This window comes from Tenacibaculum profundi (assembly GCF_052050075.1).
GTDB lineage: Bacteria > Bacteroidota > Bacteroidia > Flavobacteriales > Flavobacteriaceae > Polaribacter.
On the sequence record NZ_CP197225.1, the window covers coordinates 2,937,339 to 2,957,087 of the forward strand.

At 35.9% G+C, this 19,749-nt stretch carries 1 protein-coding gene; it reads left to right on the plus strand.

The genetic code is table 11. The features are described 5' to 3' along the window. The first annotated feature begins 77 nt into the window (after positions 1 to 77). On the plus strand, positions 78 to 19,529 hold the full coding sequence (locus ACSIGE_RS12025) for a non-ribosomal peptide synthase/polyketide synthase (RefSeq protein WP_440880114.1): 19,452 nt from the start codon (positions 78 to 80) through the stop codon (positions 19,527 to 19,529). Positions 19,530 to 19,749 lie beyond the last annotated feature (220 nt).

Genomic DNA, 19,749 nt, shown 5'->3' on the forward strand with positions numbered 1-19,749 from the left:
TTGGTTTATATCCTCAAAAGTACATTTATGTATGTGTTTTTGTATAATACATATTAACCAAACTAAACCAAACACAGATGCCCAAAAAAAAGAAATTACACCTTGCTCAGCAAGAAATTTATTTAGGTCAAATGATCGATCCCCAAAGTCCTTTATATAATACTGGAGGATATACTGTTTTAAAAGGACAATTAAATGTAGAGTTATTTAAGAATATTTTAGAAGAACTCCCTAGCTTTTTTGACGTATTTTCCATGAGGTTTAGTAGTTCTAGTAAAGGACCCTCTTATCATTTAGAGGATAAAATACAGAACATTCCTGTTGAAGAGGTTGATTTGTCACATTACGAAGATCCTGTAGCATCAGGGAAAAAATGGATTCAAAAAGAGTTTGACACCCCGTTCAATATTGAAGTGGGTATGCTTTGCAGGTTTGCTTTGTTAAAAATATCAGAGGAAGAATATTGGTGGCAGATGCTTTTTCATCATCTTATTATTGATGGATTTGGATTTACTGTATTGGTAAATCATGTAACAGATAGATATGATCAGTTGATTCAAGAAACAGCCAAGGAATTAAATTATCCATCGTATGTAGAGGCAATCAATAAAAACATAGCTTATTTGTCTTCCAAGCAATTTATTACTGATAAAGAGTATTGGGAGTCAAAATATAAAGAAGTACCCAAGACCCTTGTTACCCCGAAGAACATAGGTAAAGAAGAATTTTCTGGAGGAGAACGATTCTCATACGCTGTTTCAGCCTCAGATAGATCTTTGTTTGAACGATTAACAAAAAATACGGGAGCAAGTTTGTCACAACTTACCATTGCTGCATTGCTTTTGTATTTTGGTAAAACAACAGCAGAGAAGGGTATTTCTATAGGAACACCAATTCATAATAGGGGGGGGAGAACAGAGCGTAATACTTTAGGAATGTTCGTCTCTGTGTTAGCTTATAAAGGGAATTATGATTCAGAGCAATCTGTTTTAGAATGTCTTGCTGAGATAAAAAAAACACAGCGTAATGATATTAGGCACCGTAATTATCCAATTTCATTTTTAAATAGAAGCCTTAATATACTCTCCGAAAGCCGTCAACATATTTTTGATGTCATAGTAAATTATGAACCACTTGGTTTTAGGGAAAAATTAGCTTCAGGTATAGATGTTGAGATAAAGCATATGACCAGTACAAAACATTTACAGTACCCTTTATCCATACGTTGGTGTGATTATGGAGCTGAGATTCCATTGGAGCTTAAGGTTGATTACATGACGCGTTACTTTAGCAAAGAAGATATTGTATTTTTTGTAGATAGGTTATTTTTTATTTTAAGACAATTTGAAGAAAGCTTAGCGAATCCCTTAAATGATATTTTAATAGTACCTAAATCGGAACAGCAATTATTATTGAAAGATTTTCAATCCATTGCTACGAGTTACAGTGCTACGCAAACTGTGGTGGATTTATTTCGTCGTCAGGTAGCAAAGCATCCAGAAGCAGAAGCTCTTATTTTTGGGGATTCGAGCATGACTTATCAGGAATTGGATGTTGCTTCGAATCAATTAGCAAGCCATCTTTTATCATTAGGGGTAACTAAAGAGCAGTTGATTCCTTTGTGCATGGAGCGCTCATTTGATTTGGTCATAGGTATTTTAGGTATTTTAAAATCAGGAGGAGCGTATGTTCCAATAGATCCAAAGTATCCTCAAAGTCGTATTGATTTTATCTTAGAAGACACAAAAGCATCCCTTATTTTAACAGTATCTTCTTTAGAGGATCTTTTCGAGAATAGCTTATCGATAGGAGATATGGTTCGACTAGATGAGCTTGATTTAGCCACTTATGAATCAGCGCCGATTGCTATAGCAATTGATTTAGACCAATTGATGTATGTTATTTATACATCAGGTACTACAGGAGTTCCTAAGGGAGTTTTGTGCTGTCATCGCGGAGTTTCCAATTTAGCCATGGCTCAAGTAAGGGAGTTGGAGTTAAGTTCTCAAGATAGTTTGTTGCAATTTGCCTCGGTATCCTTTGATGCGTTTGGTTTTGAGGTATATGCAGGTTTTATAGTAGGTGCGAGGATTGTCATGGTAACCGATGCGACTATCCATTCAAAAGAAGCTATGGTTCAGGTGCTGAAAGAGTATCAGGTAAGTGTTTTAACATTGCCTCCTACTTATCAACAATTATTAGAAGATGAGTTGTCATCTGTTAGAGTTTTGGTTTCTGCAGGAGAGCCATTATTAGGACCATTAGCTCAACGTTTGCAATCAAAAGGAGTAAAGGTAATCAATGCATATGGCCCTACGGAGAATTCTGTGTGTGCTACTTGGTCAAAGAATCCTATTAGGGAAGATGGAATGGTTACTATAGGAAGTCCATTACCCAATACAGAGACCTATGTTTTAGATGAGGCATTGAGGTTGGTTCCTGTAGGAGTTGTTGGTGAGTTGTGTTTGGCAGGAGTGCAGTTGGCTAAAGGTTACTTGGGAAGACCGGAGTTAACGAAAGAGAAGTTTGTTGCCCACCCATTTAAGGAAGGTGAGCGCCTTTATAAGACGGGCGATTTAGCGAGATGGTTTTCAGATGGTACGCTTGAATTTATAGGTAGGAAAGATGATCAGGTAAAAATACGAGGCTATCGAGTAGAGTTAGGAGAAATTGAGACGGCTTTAGATCAACAGGAAGGGGTTGCTCAATCTGTTGTTGTATTGCGAGAAGATGATAAATCTCATAAAGAGTTGGTAGCGTATTTGGTGCCCTCTCAGGAGGCAATTGATCTTCCAGAATTAAAAAGTTCTTTACAAGACATTCTGCCCGATTATATGTTGCCAAGTGCATTTGTTTTGTTAGAAGCATTTCCTTTAACCACTAATGGAAAGGTTGCTAAAAATATGTTACCTACTCCAGATTCAGATGCATACGATACAGAGAGTTACGTAGCACCATCGACTTCAACTGAGATTGCATTAGTAGGTATTTGGGAGAAATTGTTATCTGTTGATAAAGTAGGGGTTAACGATAACTTTTTTTCATTAGGGGGAGATTCGATCCAAGCGATTCAGTTAGTTAGTTTAAGTAAGTCTCAAGGAATTCACTATGCTGTAAAAGATCTTTTTAAGTATCAGACTATTGGGGAGTTGTCAAAGCACGTTTCTCAGTCAGAAAAGGTGGTAGATAAGGAAGAAGGAGTGTTATCCGGAGTATTATCACTTCATCCAATTCAGCAACAGTTTTTTGAGAAGAAGTTTCATAATAGTGATCATTACAATCAGTCTGTTTTATTGAACTTATCCAAAGATGTTTCATTAGCATCAGTATCTTCAGCAGCAAACACATTATTATCCCATCACGATGCACTTCGTTTGTGTTATACTGCTGTTGAAGATTCTTTTTTACCGACTCAGTTTTATGGTGATTGTTCAGCAGTTGTTGTTTCAGAGCGTGTAGATACTTTATCAGCAATTGCTACTTTAGGAGCAAACTATCAATCATCTTTGAATATCAGCAAAGGAGATTTGGTTCGTTTTGTTTTTATAGAAACTCCTGATGAAGCCTCATACAATCGCTTGTTAATTGTGGTTCATCATTTAGGAATTGATGGTGTTTCATGGCGAATTCTATTAGAGGATTTAAACTTTTTGTTAGCTAATTATCATTTAGGTGTAGAAAAGAATCTACCTTCTAAGGGTAGTTCTTACCGACAATGGATTACTGCATTGGAGCTTTATGGATCTTCTTTGAGTTTGGAGGGAGAGTTTAGTTATTGGTCTGATGTTTTATCTATGTGCAGAGAACTTTCTGTAGATAAGGAATGTTTATCATCGGTTACCTACGCGCGTAGTACGGATTATAATCAGGTTATAGATAGTTCATTGAGTGATTCATTGCTTAAAGAAGTCCATTCTGTTTATGGAACAGATATTAATGATATCTTACTAAGTGCTTTGTCGATGACATTGAGTGCATTGGTTGAAGGAGATGATTTCGTGATCGCCTTAGAAGGACACGGTCGAGAGGAATTATTTTCACACTTAGATATCAACAGAACAGTTGGGTGGTTTACGAGTTTATATCCTTTTAGTTTACCTCTTTTAGGTGAATCTGAGGATATTGGTTCTTTAGTAGCGACCGTCAAAGATCGACTGCGAATGGTTCCTGCTAAAGGAATCGGTTATGGTGTTTTACGATATTTATCTAATTCAGCATCGATTCGTTCAGATTTATCTGTACCTTTTGAATCGATTGTATTTAATTATTTAGGGAGCTTTGAATCTTCTATGAGCTCAGATTCCTCAGAATATTTTCATTTAAGTACTGAAAGTATTGGTTCACCAATTGGTTTGTCTAATCAGAATCCACATAAGATTGCGATTAATGGTTTTTTATTAAACGGCTGTTTACAATTTTCTTGGAGCTATAGTAAGGATCATTATGAAGAGGCTACGATTGTAAGACTAGCGGATGGTTTTAAGGATGCTTTAAATTGTATTGTAGCCCATTGTCATGGTATTTCAGAGGCTATACCAACAAGGATTGATTATTCGTTGCCATTGGATATTTCATTTGAGTCGTTACAAAGTTTTAAGAAATCTTCGATTCATCCGTATGCTATTTCAGATATATATCCATTGAGTCCTTTACAAGAAGGCATGTTATTTCACAGTTTATACGATGAAGGCTCTAATGCTTATGTTGTTCAGCTTGCGTGTGATTTTGTTGGAGCTTTATCGTTTCCTTTATTTTTAAGTTCTTGGCGAGGTATTATTTCAGATCATACGATTTTACGCACGGGTATTTTCAAGGATTCGTTAAGTATTCCTGTACAATGTGTTTATGAGTCTACTACAGCACCTGTCTACGAGTTAGATTTTCGTGATTTAACAGGAGTTGCTCAAGAAGATAGGCTAAGGTCATTTGCTGTCGAAGAGCAATCATTGATAGGTTTGAGTATGGATCAGGGTTCTTTATTCCGCATAAGTTTGGTTCGGTTATCAGATGATCGTTTCCGTATGTTTTTCACGAATCATCATATTTTATGGGACGGTTGGTCTTTATCACGTTTGTTTGGTTGTTTTGTAGAGAATTACCAAGCGCTTTACCAGGGAGGTGATTTGCCATCACGAGCAACGGATCATTATGGTGATTATATTCGTTATTTAGCGAAAAAGAATCCTTTTGAGTCCTTATCATATTGGCGCTCTTATATGGGAGCAATTGTCAGTCCTACTTTCTTGCCTTTTTTACGAGATGTAAACCAGCGCAATAAGGTATCAGGTAATTCCTTTGAGGAGTTTTGTGTTCCTTTATCATTAAATGATTCTCTTCACGCTTTTACAGACGAGCATCGCATAACGGTTAATACATTTGTTCAGGGAGCTTGGGGTTATTTATTATCAAAGTATACAGGTCAAGATTCGGTTTGTTTTGGAGTTACAATTTCAGGACGAGATCCAAAGCTAAGCAATATCACAGACCGAGTAGGTCTTTATATTAATACGATTCCACTATGCATGAGTATTCGTTCAGATCAAGATGTTGTTTCGTGGTTACAATCAATTCAGAGTTCACATACGATCTGTAGAGAAGAACATGGTTATGTTTCTTTAAGAGATATTATAGATGAGAGTCCTGTTTCAGGAGAATTATTTGATAGCCTAGTTGTTTTTGAGAATTACCCTATAGATGCATTGAATACAGAAGAGTTATTGGGCTTTGGTATAGAGAATATCAAGGGAGAAGAAGCTACGAATTACACGCTTTCATTAAGTTTTTCTGAGAATGAATCAGGATTATCCTTTAAGATAATGTACCATAAAGATTTGATATCGAATAGTGTTGTTCAAATGATTGCAGGTCATTTACAAGAATTGATGAAGCAGATGCTAGTACCAAATGTATTGATAGACGATTTGTCATATTTAACAGTTAATGAGAGCTCTTTATTATTGGAAGACTTTCAATCCATTGCTACGAGTTACAGTGCTACGCAAACTGTGATTGATTTATTTCGTCGTCAGGTAGCAAAGCATCCAGAAAGAGAAGCTCTTGTTTTTGGGGATTCGAGTATGACTTATCAGGAATTGGACATCGTTTCGAGCCAATTAGCGAACCATCTTTTATCATTAGGGATAACTAAAGAGCAGTTGATTCCTTTGTGTATGGAGCGCTCATTTGATTTGGTTATAGGTGTTTTAGGTATTTTAAAATCAGGAGGAGCGTATGTTCCAATAGATCCAAAGTATCCTCAAAGTCGTATTGATTTTATCTTAGAAGACACAAAAGCATCCCTGATTTTAACAGCGTCTTCTTTAGAGAATCTTTTCGAGAATAGCTTGTCGATAGAGCATATGGTTCGACTAGATGAGCTTGATCTGTCTACCTATGAATCAGCGTCGATTGATATAACAATTGATTTAGACCAATTGATGTATGTTATTTATACATCAGGTACTACAGGAGTCCCTAAGGGAGTTTTGTGCTGTCATCGCGGAGTTTCTAATTTAGCAATGGCTCAAGTAAGGGAGTTGGAGTTAAGTTCTCAAGATAGTTTGTTGCAATTTGCCTCGGTATCCTTTGATGCGTTTGGATTTGAGGTATATGCAGGTTTGATAGTGGGCGCGAGGATTGTCATGGTAACCGATGCGATTATCCATTCAAAAGAAGCCATGGGGCAGGTGTTGATAGAGCATCAGATAAATGTTTTAACACTACCTCCTTCTTATCAACAATTATTAGAAGATGAATTATCATCTGTTAGAGTTTTGGTTTCTGCAGGAGAGCCACTATTAGCGCCATTAGCTCAACGTTTGCAATCAAAAGGAGTAAAGGTTATCAATGCGTATGGGCCTACGGAGAATTCTGTGTGTGCTACTTGGTCAAAGAATTCTATTAGGGAAGATGGAATGGTTACTATAGGAAGTCCATTACCCAATACAGAGACCTATGTTTTAGATGAGGCATTGAGGTTGGTTCCTGTAGGAGTTGTTGGTGAGTTGTGTTTGGCAGGAGTGCAGTTGGCTAAAGGTTATTTGGGAAGACGGGAGTTAACGAAAGAGAAGTTTGTTGCCCACCCATTTAAGGAGGGTGAACGCCTTTATAAGACGGGTGATTTAGCGAGATGGTTTTCAGATGGTACGCTTGAATTTATTGGTAGGAAAGATGATCAGGTAAAAATACGAGGCTATCGAGTAGAGTTAGGAGAAATTGAGACAGCTTTAGATCAACAGGAAGGGGTTGCTCAATCTGTTGTTGTATTGCGAGAAGATGATAAATCTCATAAAGAGTTGGTAGCGTATTTGGTGCTTTCTCAAGAAACAATTGATTTTTCAGAATTAAAAAGTTCTTTACAAGACATTTTACCCGATTATATGTTGCCAAGTGCATTTGTTTTGTTGGAAGCATTTCCTTTAACTACTAATGGAAAGGTTGCTAAAAATATGTTACCTGCTCCAGATTCAGACGCATATAATACAGAGAGCTATGTAGCACCATCGACTTCAACCGAAGTGGCATTAGTAGGTATTTGGGAAGATTTGTTATCTGTTGATAAAGTAGGAATTCATGATAATTTCTTTGCTTTAGGGGGGCATTCTTTATTAGTGATTAAGTTGCTTTCAAGAATAAAAGCTGCCTTTGCTGTTTCCTTGTCTGTATCAGATGTTTTTTCTGCGAGTAATTTATTTGAGTTATCAGCTGTTATTGAAGCTTCTGATCAAGTACTCACTGAAGTGATTCCTATTTTAGAAAATAGGTTAAAGGTTCCTTTATCTTCTGAACAACAAAGGCTTTGGTTTTTATCAGAACTTGGTCAATCAGATCAATACATTATTCCTCTTTCATTAAGAATTCGTGGGGTTATTGACAGCGCTATTTTAGAGAAGAGTCTAAATTATTTAGTGGCACGTCATGAGTCTTTACGTACTACATTTAGAAAAGATGAATCGGGGGTGGTATTTCAAGAAGTTCGTAATGTTTTACAATTATCTATCGTAGAAAAAGATATGGTTCATCTAAATGGTGAAGATAAAGAAGTACTTGTAAAGAATGTTTGTAGAGATTTTCTAATGCGTTCTTTTGATTTAGAGCAGGATGATTTGATAAGAAGCATGCTGGTTCGTATATCAGCAGAAGATTTTATCTTTTGCTTATCGGTTCACCATATTATTTTTGATGGTTGGTCTTTACAGATTTTAATGAAGGAATTAGCTTCTGTTTACGAATCGTTTCTTGAATCTGCCTCACCCGTATTACCTGATTTGCGTTATCAGTATTTAGAATATGCTAACTGGCAATTATTAAATGTATCTTCGGGTTACTTATCTTCAGGCTTGTCTTATTGGGAAGAGCGTTTATCAGGTCACATAAATTTATCACTCCCTGTAGATTATAAAAGACCCAATATGGCGAGTGGTTCGGGTAATACTGTTCAGCGAGAGATAAGTTTTGAATTGAAGTCATCATTAACAGATTATAGCCAGGGTTTAGGCGGTAGTTTATTTACCGTTCTATTAAGTAGCGTTTACTTGTTACTGCACAAATTCAGTGGTCAGGAAGACATTTGTATAGGTATTCCAACAGCGAATCGATCAAGGAAAGAATTTGAGAGTATTATTGGTTTTTTTGTAAATACTTTTGCTAGTCGTTTATCTTTTTCATCATCAGAAAGTATACGTGTTATTTTTGAAAGAGTTTTGACGGGGTTGCTAAGTGATCGAGAATATGAAAGCATTCCTTTTGATAAGGTAGTAGAGGCTTTACAGCCAGATAGAGATACTTCAGTGACTCCCTTTTTTCAAGTTCTTGTGAACTATCTTGTTTTTGATGGAGGTTTTCGTCTAGGAGATACAAATGTTTGTGGGGAGTCTATTGATTACAATATTTCAAAGTTTGATTTAGAAATAGAGTTTGTGGATTATCCAGGTAATTCTTTGGCTATTTTATTGAATTACAACACGGATATCTACAAAGAGTCAACGGCTGAAAGAATGCTAGATGGTTTGGTGTATGTTTTAGAGCATTTTGTGTCTAAAGAGCATCAAAGTTTAAGAGATTTTAGTATTGTTTCTGCTTCGGAGAGCTCATTATTATTGAAAGATTTTCAATCCATTGCTACTAGTTATAAGGTTACGCAAACTGTGGTGGATTTATTTCGTCGTCAGGTAGCAAAGCATCCAGAAGCAGAAGCTCTTGTTTTTGGGGATTCGAGCATGACTTATCAGGAATTGGATGCAGCTTCGAATCAATTAGCAAATCATCTTTTATCATTAGGGGTAACTAAAGAGCAGTTGATTCCTTTGTGCATGGAGCGCTCATTTGATTTGGTCATAGGTATTTTAGGTATTTTAAAATCAGGAGGAGCGTATGTTCCAATAGATCCAAAGTATCCTCAAAGTCGTATTGATTTTATCTTAGAAGACACAAAAGCATCCCTTATTTTAACAGCGTCTTCTTTAGAGGAACTTTTTGAGAATAGCTTGTCTATAGGACATATGGTTCGACTAGATGAGCTTGATCTAGCAATTTATGAATCAGCGCCGATTGCTATAACAATTGATTTAGACCAATTGATGTATGTTATTTATACATCAGGTACTACAGGAGTTCCTAAGGGAGTATTGTGCTGTCATCGCGGAGTTTCCAATTTAGCCATGGCTCAAGTAAGGGATTTGGAGCTAAGTTCTCAAGATAGTTTGTTACAGTTTGCCTCGGTATCCTTTGATGTATTTGGTTTTGAGATATATGCAAGTTTGATAGTAGGTGCGAGGATTGTCATGGTAACCGATGCGACTATCCATTCAAAAGAAGCTATGGTTCAGGTGCTGAAAGAGTATCAGATAAGTGTTTTAACACTGCCTCCTACTTACCAACAATTATTAGAAGATGAATTACCATCTTTATCGTCTATTAGGTTTTTGGTTTCTGCAGGAGAGCCATTATTAGCATCATCAACTCAACGCTTGCAATCAAAAGGAGTAAAGGTAATCAATGCATATGGCCCTACGGAGAATTCTGTGTGTTCTACTTGGTCAAAGAACCCTATTAGGGAAGATGGAATGGTTACTATAGGGGGGGCATTACCCAATACTGAAATGTATGTTTTAGATGAGGCATTGAGGTTGGTTCCTGTAGGAGTTGTTGGTGAGTTGTGTTTGGCAGGAGTGCAGCTGGCTAAAGGTTATTTGGGAAGACCAGAGTTAACGAAAGAGAAGTTTGTTGCCCACCCATTTAAGGAGGGTGAACGCCTTTATAAGACGGGTGATTTAGCGAGATGGTTTTCAGATGGTACGATTGAATTTATTGGCAGGAAAGATGATCAGATAAAAATACGAGGCTATCGAGTAGAGTTAGGAGAAATAGAGACGGCTTTAGATCAACAGGAAGGGATTGCTCAATCTGTTGTTGTATTGCGAGAAGATGATAAATCTCATAAAGAGTTGGTAGCGTATTTGGTGCCTTCTCAGGAAGCAATTGATCTTCCAGAATTAAAAAGTTCTTTACAAGACATTCTGCCCGATTATATGTTGCCAAGTGCATTTGTTTTGTTAGAAGCATTTCCTTTAACCACTAATGGAAAGGTTGCTAAAAATATGTTACCTGCTCCAGATTCAGATGCATACAATACAGAGAGTTATGTAGCACCATCGACTTCAACTGAGATTGCATTAGTAGGTATTTGGGAGAAATTGTTATCTGTTGATAAAGTAGGGGTTAACGATAACTTTTTTTCATTAGGGGGAGATTCGATTCAAGCGATTCAGTTAGTTAGTTTAAGTAAGTCTCAAGGAATTCACTATACTGTAAAAGATCTTTTTAAGTATCAGACCATTGGGGAGTTGTCAAAGCATGTTTCTCAGGCAGGAAAGGTAATAAACAGGGAAGAAGGAGTGTTATCCGGAGTATTATCACTTCATCCAATTCAGCAACAGTTTTTTGAGAAGAAGTTTCATAATAGTGATCATTACAATCAGTCTGTTTTATTGAACCTATCCAAAGATGTTTCATTAGCATCAGTATCTTCAGCAGCAAACACATTATTATCCCATCACGATGCACTTCGTTTGTGTTATACTGCTGTTGAAGATTCTTTTTTACCGACTCAGTTTTATGGTGATTGTTCGGCAGTTGTTGTTTCAGAGCGTATAGATACTTTATCAGCAATGGCTACTTTAGGGGCAAACTATCAATCATCCTTGAATATCAGCAAAGGAGATTTGGTTCGTTTTGTTTTTATAGAAACTCCTGATGAAGCTTTATACAATCGTTTGTTAATTGTGGTTCATCATTTAGGAATTGATGGTGTTTCATGGCGAATTCTATTAGAGGATTTAAACTTTTTGTTAGCTAATTATCATTTAGGTGTAGAAAAGAATCTACCTTCTAAGGGTAGTTCTTACCGACAATGGATTACTGCATTGGAGCTTTATGGATCTTCTTTGAGTTTGGAGGGAGAGTTTAGTTATTGGTCTGATGTTTTATCTATGTGCAGAGAACTTTCTGTAGATAAGGAATGTTTATCATCGGTTACCTACGCGCGTAGTACGGATTATAATCAGGTTATAGATAGTTCATTGAGTGATTCATTGCTTAAAGAAGTCCATTCTGTTTATGGAACAGATATTAATGATATCTTACTAAGTGCTTTGTCGATGACATTGAGTGCATTGGTTGAAGGAGATGATTTCGTGATCGCCTTAGAAGGACACGGTCGAGAGGAATTATTTTCACACTTAGATATCAACAGAACAGTTGGGTGGTTTACGAGTTTATATCCTTTTAGTTTACCTCTTTTAGGTGAATCTGAGGATATTGGTTCTTTAGTAGCGACCGTCAAAGATCGACTGCGAATGGTTCCTGCTAAAGGAATCGGTTATGGTGTTTTACGATATTTATCTAATTCAGCATCGATTCGTTCAGATTTATCTGTACCTTTTGAATCGATTGTATTTAATTATTTAGGGAGCTTTGAATCTTCTATGAGCTCAGATTCCTCAGAATATTTTCATTTAAGTACTGAAAGTATTGGTTCACCAATTGGTTTGTCTAATCAGAATCCACATAAGATTGCGATTAATGGTTTTTTATTAAACGGCTGTTTACAATTTTCTTGGAGCTATAGTAAGGATCATTATGAAGAGGCTACGATTGTAAGACTAGCGGATGGTTTTAAGGATGCTTTAAATTGTATTGTAGCCCATTGTCATGGTATTTCAGAGGCTATACCAACAAGGATTGATTATTCGTTGCCATTGGATATTTCATTTGAGTCGTTACAAAGTTTTAAGAAATCTTCGATTCATCCGTATGCTATTTCAGATATATATCCATTGAGTCCTTTACAAGAAGGCATGTTATTTCACAGTTTATACGATGAAGGCTCTAATGCTTATGTTGTTCAGCTTGCGTGTGATTTTGTTGGAGCTTTATCGTTTCCTTTATTTTTAAGTTCTTGGCGAGGTATTATTTCAGATCATACGATTTTACGCACGGGTATTTTCAAGGATTCGTTAAGTATTCCTGTACAATGTGTTTATGAGTCTACTACAGCACCTGTTTACGAGTTAGATTTTCGTGATTTAACAGGAGTTGCTCAAGAAGATAGGCTAAGGTCATTTGCTGTCGAAGAGCAATCATTGATAGGTTTGAGTATGGATCAGGGTTCTTTATTCCGCATAAGTTTGGTTCGGTTATCAGATGATCGTTTCCGTATGTTTTTCACGAATCATCATATTTTATGGGACGGTTGGTCTTTATCACGTTTGTTTGGTTGTTTTGTAGAGAATTACCAAGCGCTTTACCAGGGAGGTGATTTGCCATCACGAGCAACGGATCATTATGGTGATTATATTCGTTATTTAGCGAAAAAGAATCCTTTTGAGTCCTTATCATATTGGCGCTCTTATATGGGAGCAATTGTCAGTCCTACTTTCTTGCCTTTTTTACGAGATGTAAACCAGCGCAATAAGGTATCAGGTAATTCCTTTGAGGAGTTTTGTGTTCCTTTATCATTAAATGATTCTCTTCACGCTTTTACAGACGAGCATCGCATAACGGTTAATACATTTGTTCAGGGAGCTTGGGGTTATTTATTATCAAAGTATACAGGTCAAGATTCGGTTTGTTTTGGAGTTACAATTTCAGGACGAGATCCAAAGCTAAGCAATATCACAGATCGAGTAGGTCTTTATATTAATACGATTCCACTATGCATGAGTATTCGTTCAGATCAAGATGTTGTTTCGTGGTTACAATCAATTCAGAGTTCACATACGATCTGTAGAGAAGAACATGGTTATGTTTCTTTAAGAGATATTATAGATGAGAGTCCTGTTTCAGGAGAATTATTTGATAGCCTAGTTGTTTTTGAGAATTACCCTATAGATGCATTGAATACAGAAGAGTTATTGGGCTTTGGTATAGAGAATATCAAGGGAGAAGAAGCTACGAATTACACGCTTTCATTAAGTTTTTCTGAGAATGAATCAGGATTATCCTTTAAGATAATGTACCATAAAGATTTGATATCGAATAGTGTTGTTCAAATGATTGCAGGTCATTTACAAGAATTGATGAAGCAGATGCTAGTACCAAATGTATTGATAGACGATTTGTCATATTTAACTATTCATGAAAGGGATAAGTTAAGCTTATTTTCCAATACTTTGGAGGTGCCTAATCAACATAAATCAGTTATAGGTATGTTTTTGAATCAGGTAAGAGAGTTTCCAGATAGGACAGCTATTACCTTTGGAGAAGAGTCGATGAGTTATGAAGAATTGCATGAATGTTCTGATAAGGTTGCGTGTTATTTACAACAACAAGAATCAATTATAGAAGGTAGTATTGTTGGTGTTTATATGGAGCGTTCAATCGATTTGATCGTTGGTATTTTAGGGATTTTAAAAACAAGAAGTGCTTATGTTTCTTTAGATCCTTCTTATCCATCAAACCGATTGCAAACAATTATCTCAGAATCTAGATTGAGTACGGTACTAACTTCTGTTGATACTAAGTTAGATTTAGAACTTCGCTCTAACGTTATATCTTTAGTAACTATAGATTCAATTTTATTAGCAGAAGCGTTATCATCACTGAGTTTAAAGATTCCTTATTCTGAACAAGATGCAGTTTATATTCTTTATACTTCAGGCTCTACAGGAGTCCCTAAAGGGGTAACAATGTGTAATACTTCTTTGGTAAATTTATTAGAATGGCAGGAATCTCAGTTTGAGAATAAGTTGAGTCGTAAAGTTTTACAGTTTGCAAGTATTAATTTTGATGTTAGTTTTCAAGAGATAGCGAGTACGCTTTGCTTTGGACATGAGTTAGTTATGATTGGTTCAGAGGAGCGAAAAGATATGGAGCAACTTATACAGGTAATTAATATACATGCTATTACGCATTTGTTTGTGCCTTTTGTAGTCTTGGAGAGTTTAGCATTGAGTGCAAGATCAAATGGATTGTGTCCGAAGAGTTTGGAAGAAATTATTACAGCAGGAGAACAGCTACGTCTTCATTCTGAAATTAGGGATTTTATTGATGAGATAGGATGTAAGTTAATCAATCAATACGGTCCATCTGAGACTCATGTTGTGAGTAGTTATTCTATTACTAATATTTTAACGGCTAATTCACTGCCTTCAATAGGAAAACCTATTTCAAATACGGAGCTTTTAATATTAGATGATTCTCATGATCTTGTTGCTGTAGGTGTTATTGGTGAATTATGTGTTTCAGGAATTTCTTTAGCAAATGGTTATTTATACAAACCAGAGTTAACGAAAGAGAAGTTTGTTGCCCACCCATTTAAGGAGGGTGAACGCCTTTATAAGACGGGCGATTTAGCGAGATGGTTTTCAGATGGTACGCTTGAATTTATAGGCAGGAAAGATGATCAGGTAAAAATACGAGGCTATCGAGTAGAGTTAGGAGAAATTGAGACAGCTTTAGACCAACAGGAAGGGATTGCTCAATCTGTTGTTATATTGCGAGAAGATGATAAAGCTCACAAAGCGCTAGTAGCGTATTTGGTGCTATCTCAGGAAGTAATTGATTTTTCAGAATTAAAAAGTTCTTTACAAGACATTCTACCCGATTACATGCTACCGAGTGCGTTTGTTGAGTTAGATGAATTACCATTAACACCCAACGGAAAGGTTGCAAAGCAATTATTGCCTGCTCCAGATTTAGAGGCATACGATACAGAAAGTTACATGGCGCCATCGACTCCAACCGAAGTAGCATTAGTAGGTATTTGGGAAGATTTGTTATCTGTTGATAAAGTAGGAATTCATGATAACTTCTTTGCTTTAGGGGGGCATTCTTTATTAGTGATTAAGTTGCTTTCAAGAATAAAAGCTTCCTTTGCTGTTTCCTTGTCTGTATCAGATGTTTTTTCTGCGAGTAATTTATTTGAGTTATCAGCTGTTATTGAAGCTTCTGATCAGGTGCTTACCGAAGTGGTTCCTATTTTAGAAAATAGGTTAAAGGTTCCTTTATCTTCAGAACAACAAAGGCTTTGGTTTTTATCAGAACTTGGTCAATCAGATCAATACATTATTCCTATTTCTTTAAGGGTTCGTGGGGTTATTGATAGCGTTATTTTAGAGAAGAGTCTAAATTATTTAGTGGCACGTCATGAGTCTTTACGTACTACATTTAGAAAAGATGAATCGGGGGTGGTATTTCAAGAAGTTCGTGACGCTTTACAATTATCTGTCATAGAAAAAGATATGGTTCATCTAGATGGTGAAGATAAAGAAGTACTTGTAAAGAATGTTTGTAGAGATTTTCTAATGCGTTCTTTTGATTTAGAGCAGGATGATTTGATAAGAAGCATGCTGGTTCGTATATCAGCAGAAGATTTTATCTTTTGCTTATCGGTTCACCATATTATTTTTGATGGTTGGTCTTTACAGATTTTAATGAAGGAATTAGCTTCTGTTTACGAATCGTTTCTTGAATCCGCCTTACCCGTATTGCCTGATTTGCGTTATCAGTATTTAGAATATGCTAACTGGCAATTATTAAATGTATCCTCGGGTTACTTATCTTCAGGCTTGTCTTATTGGGAAGAGCGTTTATCAGGTCACATAAATTTATCACTCCCTGTAGATTATAAAAGACCCAATATGGCGAGTGGTTCGGGTAATACTGTTCAGCGAGAGATAAGTTTTGAATTGAAGTCATCATTAACAGATTATAGCCAGGGTTTAGGCGGTAGTTTATTTACCGTTCTATTAAGTAGCGTTTACTTGTTACTGCACAAATTCAGTGGTCAGGAAGACATTTGTATAGGTATTCCAACAGCGAATCGATCAAGGAAGGAATTTGAGAGTATTATTGGTTTTTTTGTAAATACTTTTGTTAGTCGTTTATCTTTTTCATCATCAGAAAGTATACGTGTTATTTTTGAAAGAGTTTTGACGGGGTTGCTAAGTGATCGAGAATATGAAGGCATTCCTTTTGATAAGGTAGTAGAGGCTTTACAACCAGATAGAGATACTTCAGTGACTCCCTTTTTTCAAGTTCTTGTGAACTATCTTGTTTTTGATGGAGGTTTTCGTCTAGGAGATACAAATGTTTGTGGGGAGTCTATTGATTACAATATTTCAAAGTTTGATTTAGAAATAGAGTTTGTGGATTATCCAGGTAATTCTTTGGCTATTTTATTGAATTACAACACGGATATCTACAAAGAGTCAACGGCTGAAAGAATGCTAGATGGTTTGGTATATGTTTTAGAGCATTTTGTGTCTAAAGAGCATCAAAGTTTAAGAGATTTTAGTATTGTTTCTGCTTCGGAGAGCTCATTATTATTGAAAGATTTTGCTTTTTCAGGTATTCTTTATTCAGAGGTAGAGGTTAGTGTTTGTGAGCTGTTTCGTCGTCAGGTAGCAAAGCATCCAGCTACCGTTGCAATTGTTTTTGAAGAAGAAGAGTTGACGTATCAAGAATTAGATGAACGAAGTACTCAGTTAGCTTTATACTTACAACGTATAGGAGTAGAACAGGAGACTCTTGTTGGTGTTTTTATGGATAAATCTATAGAGTTAATGATTAGTATTTTCGGAATATTAAAGTCAGGAGGAGCTTATGTTCCTTTGAATACGGAGTATCCTAAAGAAAGGCTCAGTTACCTTATAGAGGATAGTATTTTCAAGGGTAATAAAGAAGGAGCTCTGAAGCTGATATTAGTTCAATCAGATTTAGAACTCCCATCATTATCATTTGAAGATAAATTGACGAGTGTTGTCATAGAAAAGGAATGGGCAGCTAATCGCACTATTATCAATACAGAAGGGAATTTAAAAGAATCTTTAGTAGGAAGTAGTTTAGCCTATGTTCTTTATACTTCAGGATCTACGGGCAGGCCTAAAGGAGTGATGGTTGAGCATCAGAGTATTGTTCGTTTAGCTATAGATAGTCAGTATTCAGTATTGGATTCTTCAAGTGTTATTCTTTCAACAGGCTCATTATCATTTGATGCAACTACTTTTGAGTTTTTTGGAGCTTTGTTAAATGGAGGTAAGCTAGTGTTATCAAAGAAAGAGAGTTTATTAAGTAGTGATTCTTTTTCAAAGTTATTGAAATCTCATTCAGTAACTATTTGTTTTTTAACTACCAGTTGGTTAAATCAATTGATAGATACCGATATAGCTATATTTAGTAGTCTTGAGACTCTTTTAACAGGTGGTGAGCGAATGTCACCCTATCATATAAAAAAGTTAAAGGACCGCCATGTTAATTTGCGAGTTCTCAATGTTTATGGACCTACAGAGAATACAACATTTACCACATTTTATACCATCGATAAAGTTACAGGGGATGTCCCTATTGGTAGGCCAATTAGTGATGATCATGTTTATATTTTAACTACTGAATTTGAATTGCAACCAATAGGTGTTTATGGAGAATTGTGCGTTGGTGGTAGAGGTGTTTCAAGAGGGTATTTAAATAATCCTGATTTGACAAGAGATAAGTTCATACGCAATCCATTTGGTGAGGGCGTTTTATATCGAACAGGAGATTTGGCTCGATGGAGAGAGGATGGTAACCTAGAGTTTATGGGGCGTAAAGATCATCAAGTAAAAATAAGAGGTCAACGAATAGAGTTGGAGGGGATTGAGGTGCTGTTAAACAGCGTGTCTTTTATTGAGGATAGCGTTGTTGTTGTTAAAGAAGATTTAGGAGGTAAAGAATTAGTGGCCTATTGTTTAGTTTCAGACGAGCTAAGTTTTGATCGAGATTATATAAAGAACCAATTATCAGCACTATTACCAGATTATATGGTTCCCAAATTTATCATTAGTGTTGAAGAGATTCCTTTAACATCCAACGGTAAGAAAGATCGAAAATACTTTGAGGAAAAGTCGATTGAATTTATGGGAGAAAGTTACGTAGCGCCATCAACCCTAACTGAGATTACATTGGCGGGTATATGGGAAGAGTTGCTATCTGTTGATAAAGTTGGGATTTATGATAACTTTTTTGCCTTAGGTGGACATTCTTTATTAGTGATTAAGTTGCTTTCAAGAATTAAAGTTTCGTTCGAACATAAAGTAACTGCTCAACAAGTTTTTCAATTTCCGGTACTAAAAGATTTGTCTCGTCTAATAGAAAATTCAGAAGAATTAATTATTCCTTCAGGGTTGGTGAAGATTAGTAAGCAAGATAATGTTAAAAAAGAAATGATTTTTTGTGCTCCAGGGGCAGGAGGCAATATTGTGTCTTTTTATGCTTTGGCCGAAGTATTGGAAAATGATTACACCGTTTATGGTTTTCAGGCATATGGATTGGATGGTATAACAGCATCTCATACGAATATCAAGGAAATTGCTACCCAAAATATTAAAGATATGCAAGCTGTAGATCCAGAAGGGCCGTACCGTTTGGCAGGGTATTCCATGGGGGCCAGTGTGGCACATGAAATGACACTTCAGCTTCAAGAAAAAGGCTTTGAGGTGAGTGAAATTATTTCTTTTGATGGTTTGCCGAACGCTGGGATTATGAGCTCCGAAGAGAAGACTTCCATCGAGGTTGCTTTTATCAAAGATCTTATAAGTATTTATCAGATGCTTGTTGAAGCATTTATAGAAGAGTCATTTTTTACGAGTACTATCGAGGAAGAAGAATTAAAATCTTTAAATGAATCAGAGCAGTTAGATTTTATTTATTATCGACTTGTAAGTTTAGGATTTGATGCTATGAGTAAAATGGAGTTTCATAATTTTGTATATATGTTTTTAAAGCATCAAGGTATTTGGAAGGAATATTTGCCTAATGAGAATCGAAAATATCATGTTCCTGTTACCTTATTCAGAGCAGAAGAGGGAGCTATTGGTGTAAAAGATGAGGATTATGGATGGAGTCATATGACAGAGAAAGAAGTCACTATTTATAAATTATCAGCTTCTCATATGAATCTTTTAAATCCACCACATGTTTATAAGATAGCAGAACAACTAAAAGAAAATAAGTACAAGAGAGAATTAAGTAATTCAGTTTTGATGGATAAATAAAAATAGTAGGTCTGCAGTAATACCATGCTGCAGACCTCTAATTTTTGTTTGACGGGATCATTTTATTCATAAGTTAAATCTTTTTTCTTTAAAATTGGTAGGGCATAAAATTTTAGTTAATACAATTTTAGGGCATGTAGTTTTCACCTTTTACTGGTTTAAATTATAGTATAAATACTTGTTTTTTTTGTTATTCTTTTAGGGTATTTTAGAAAATATT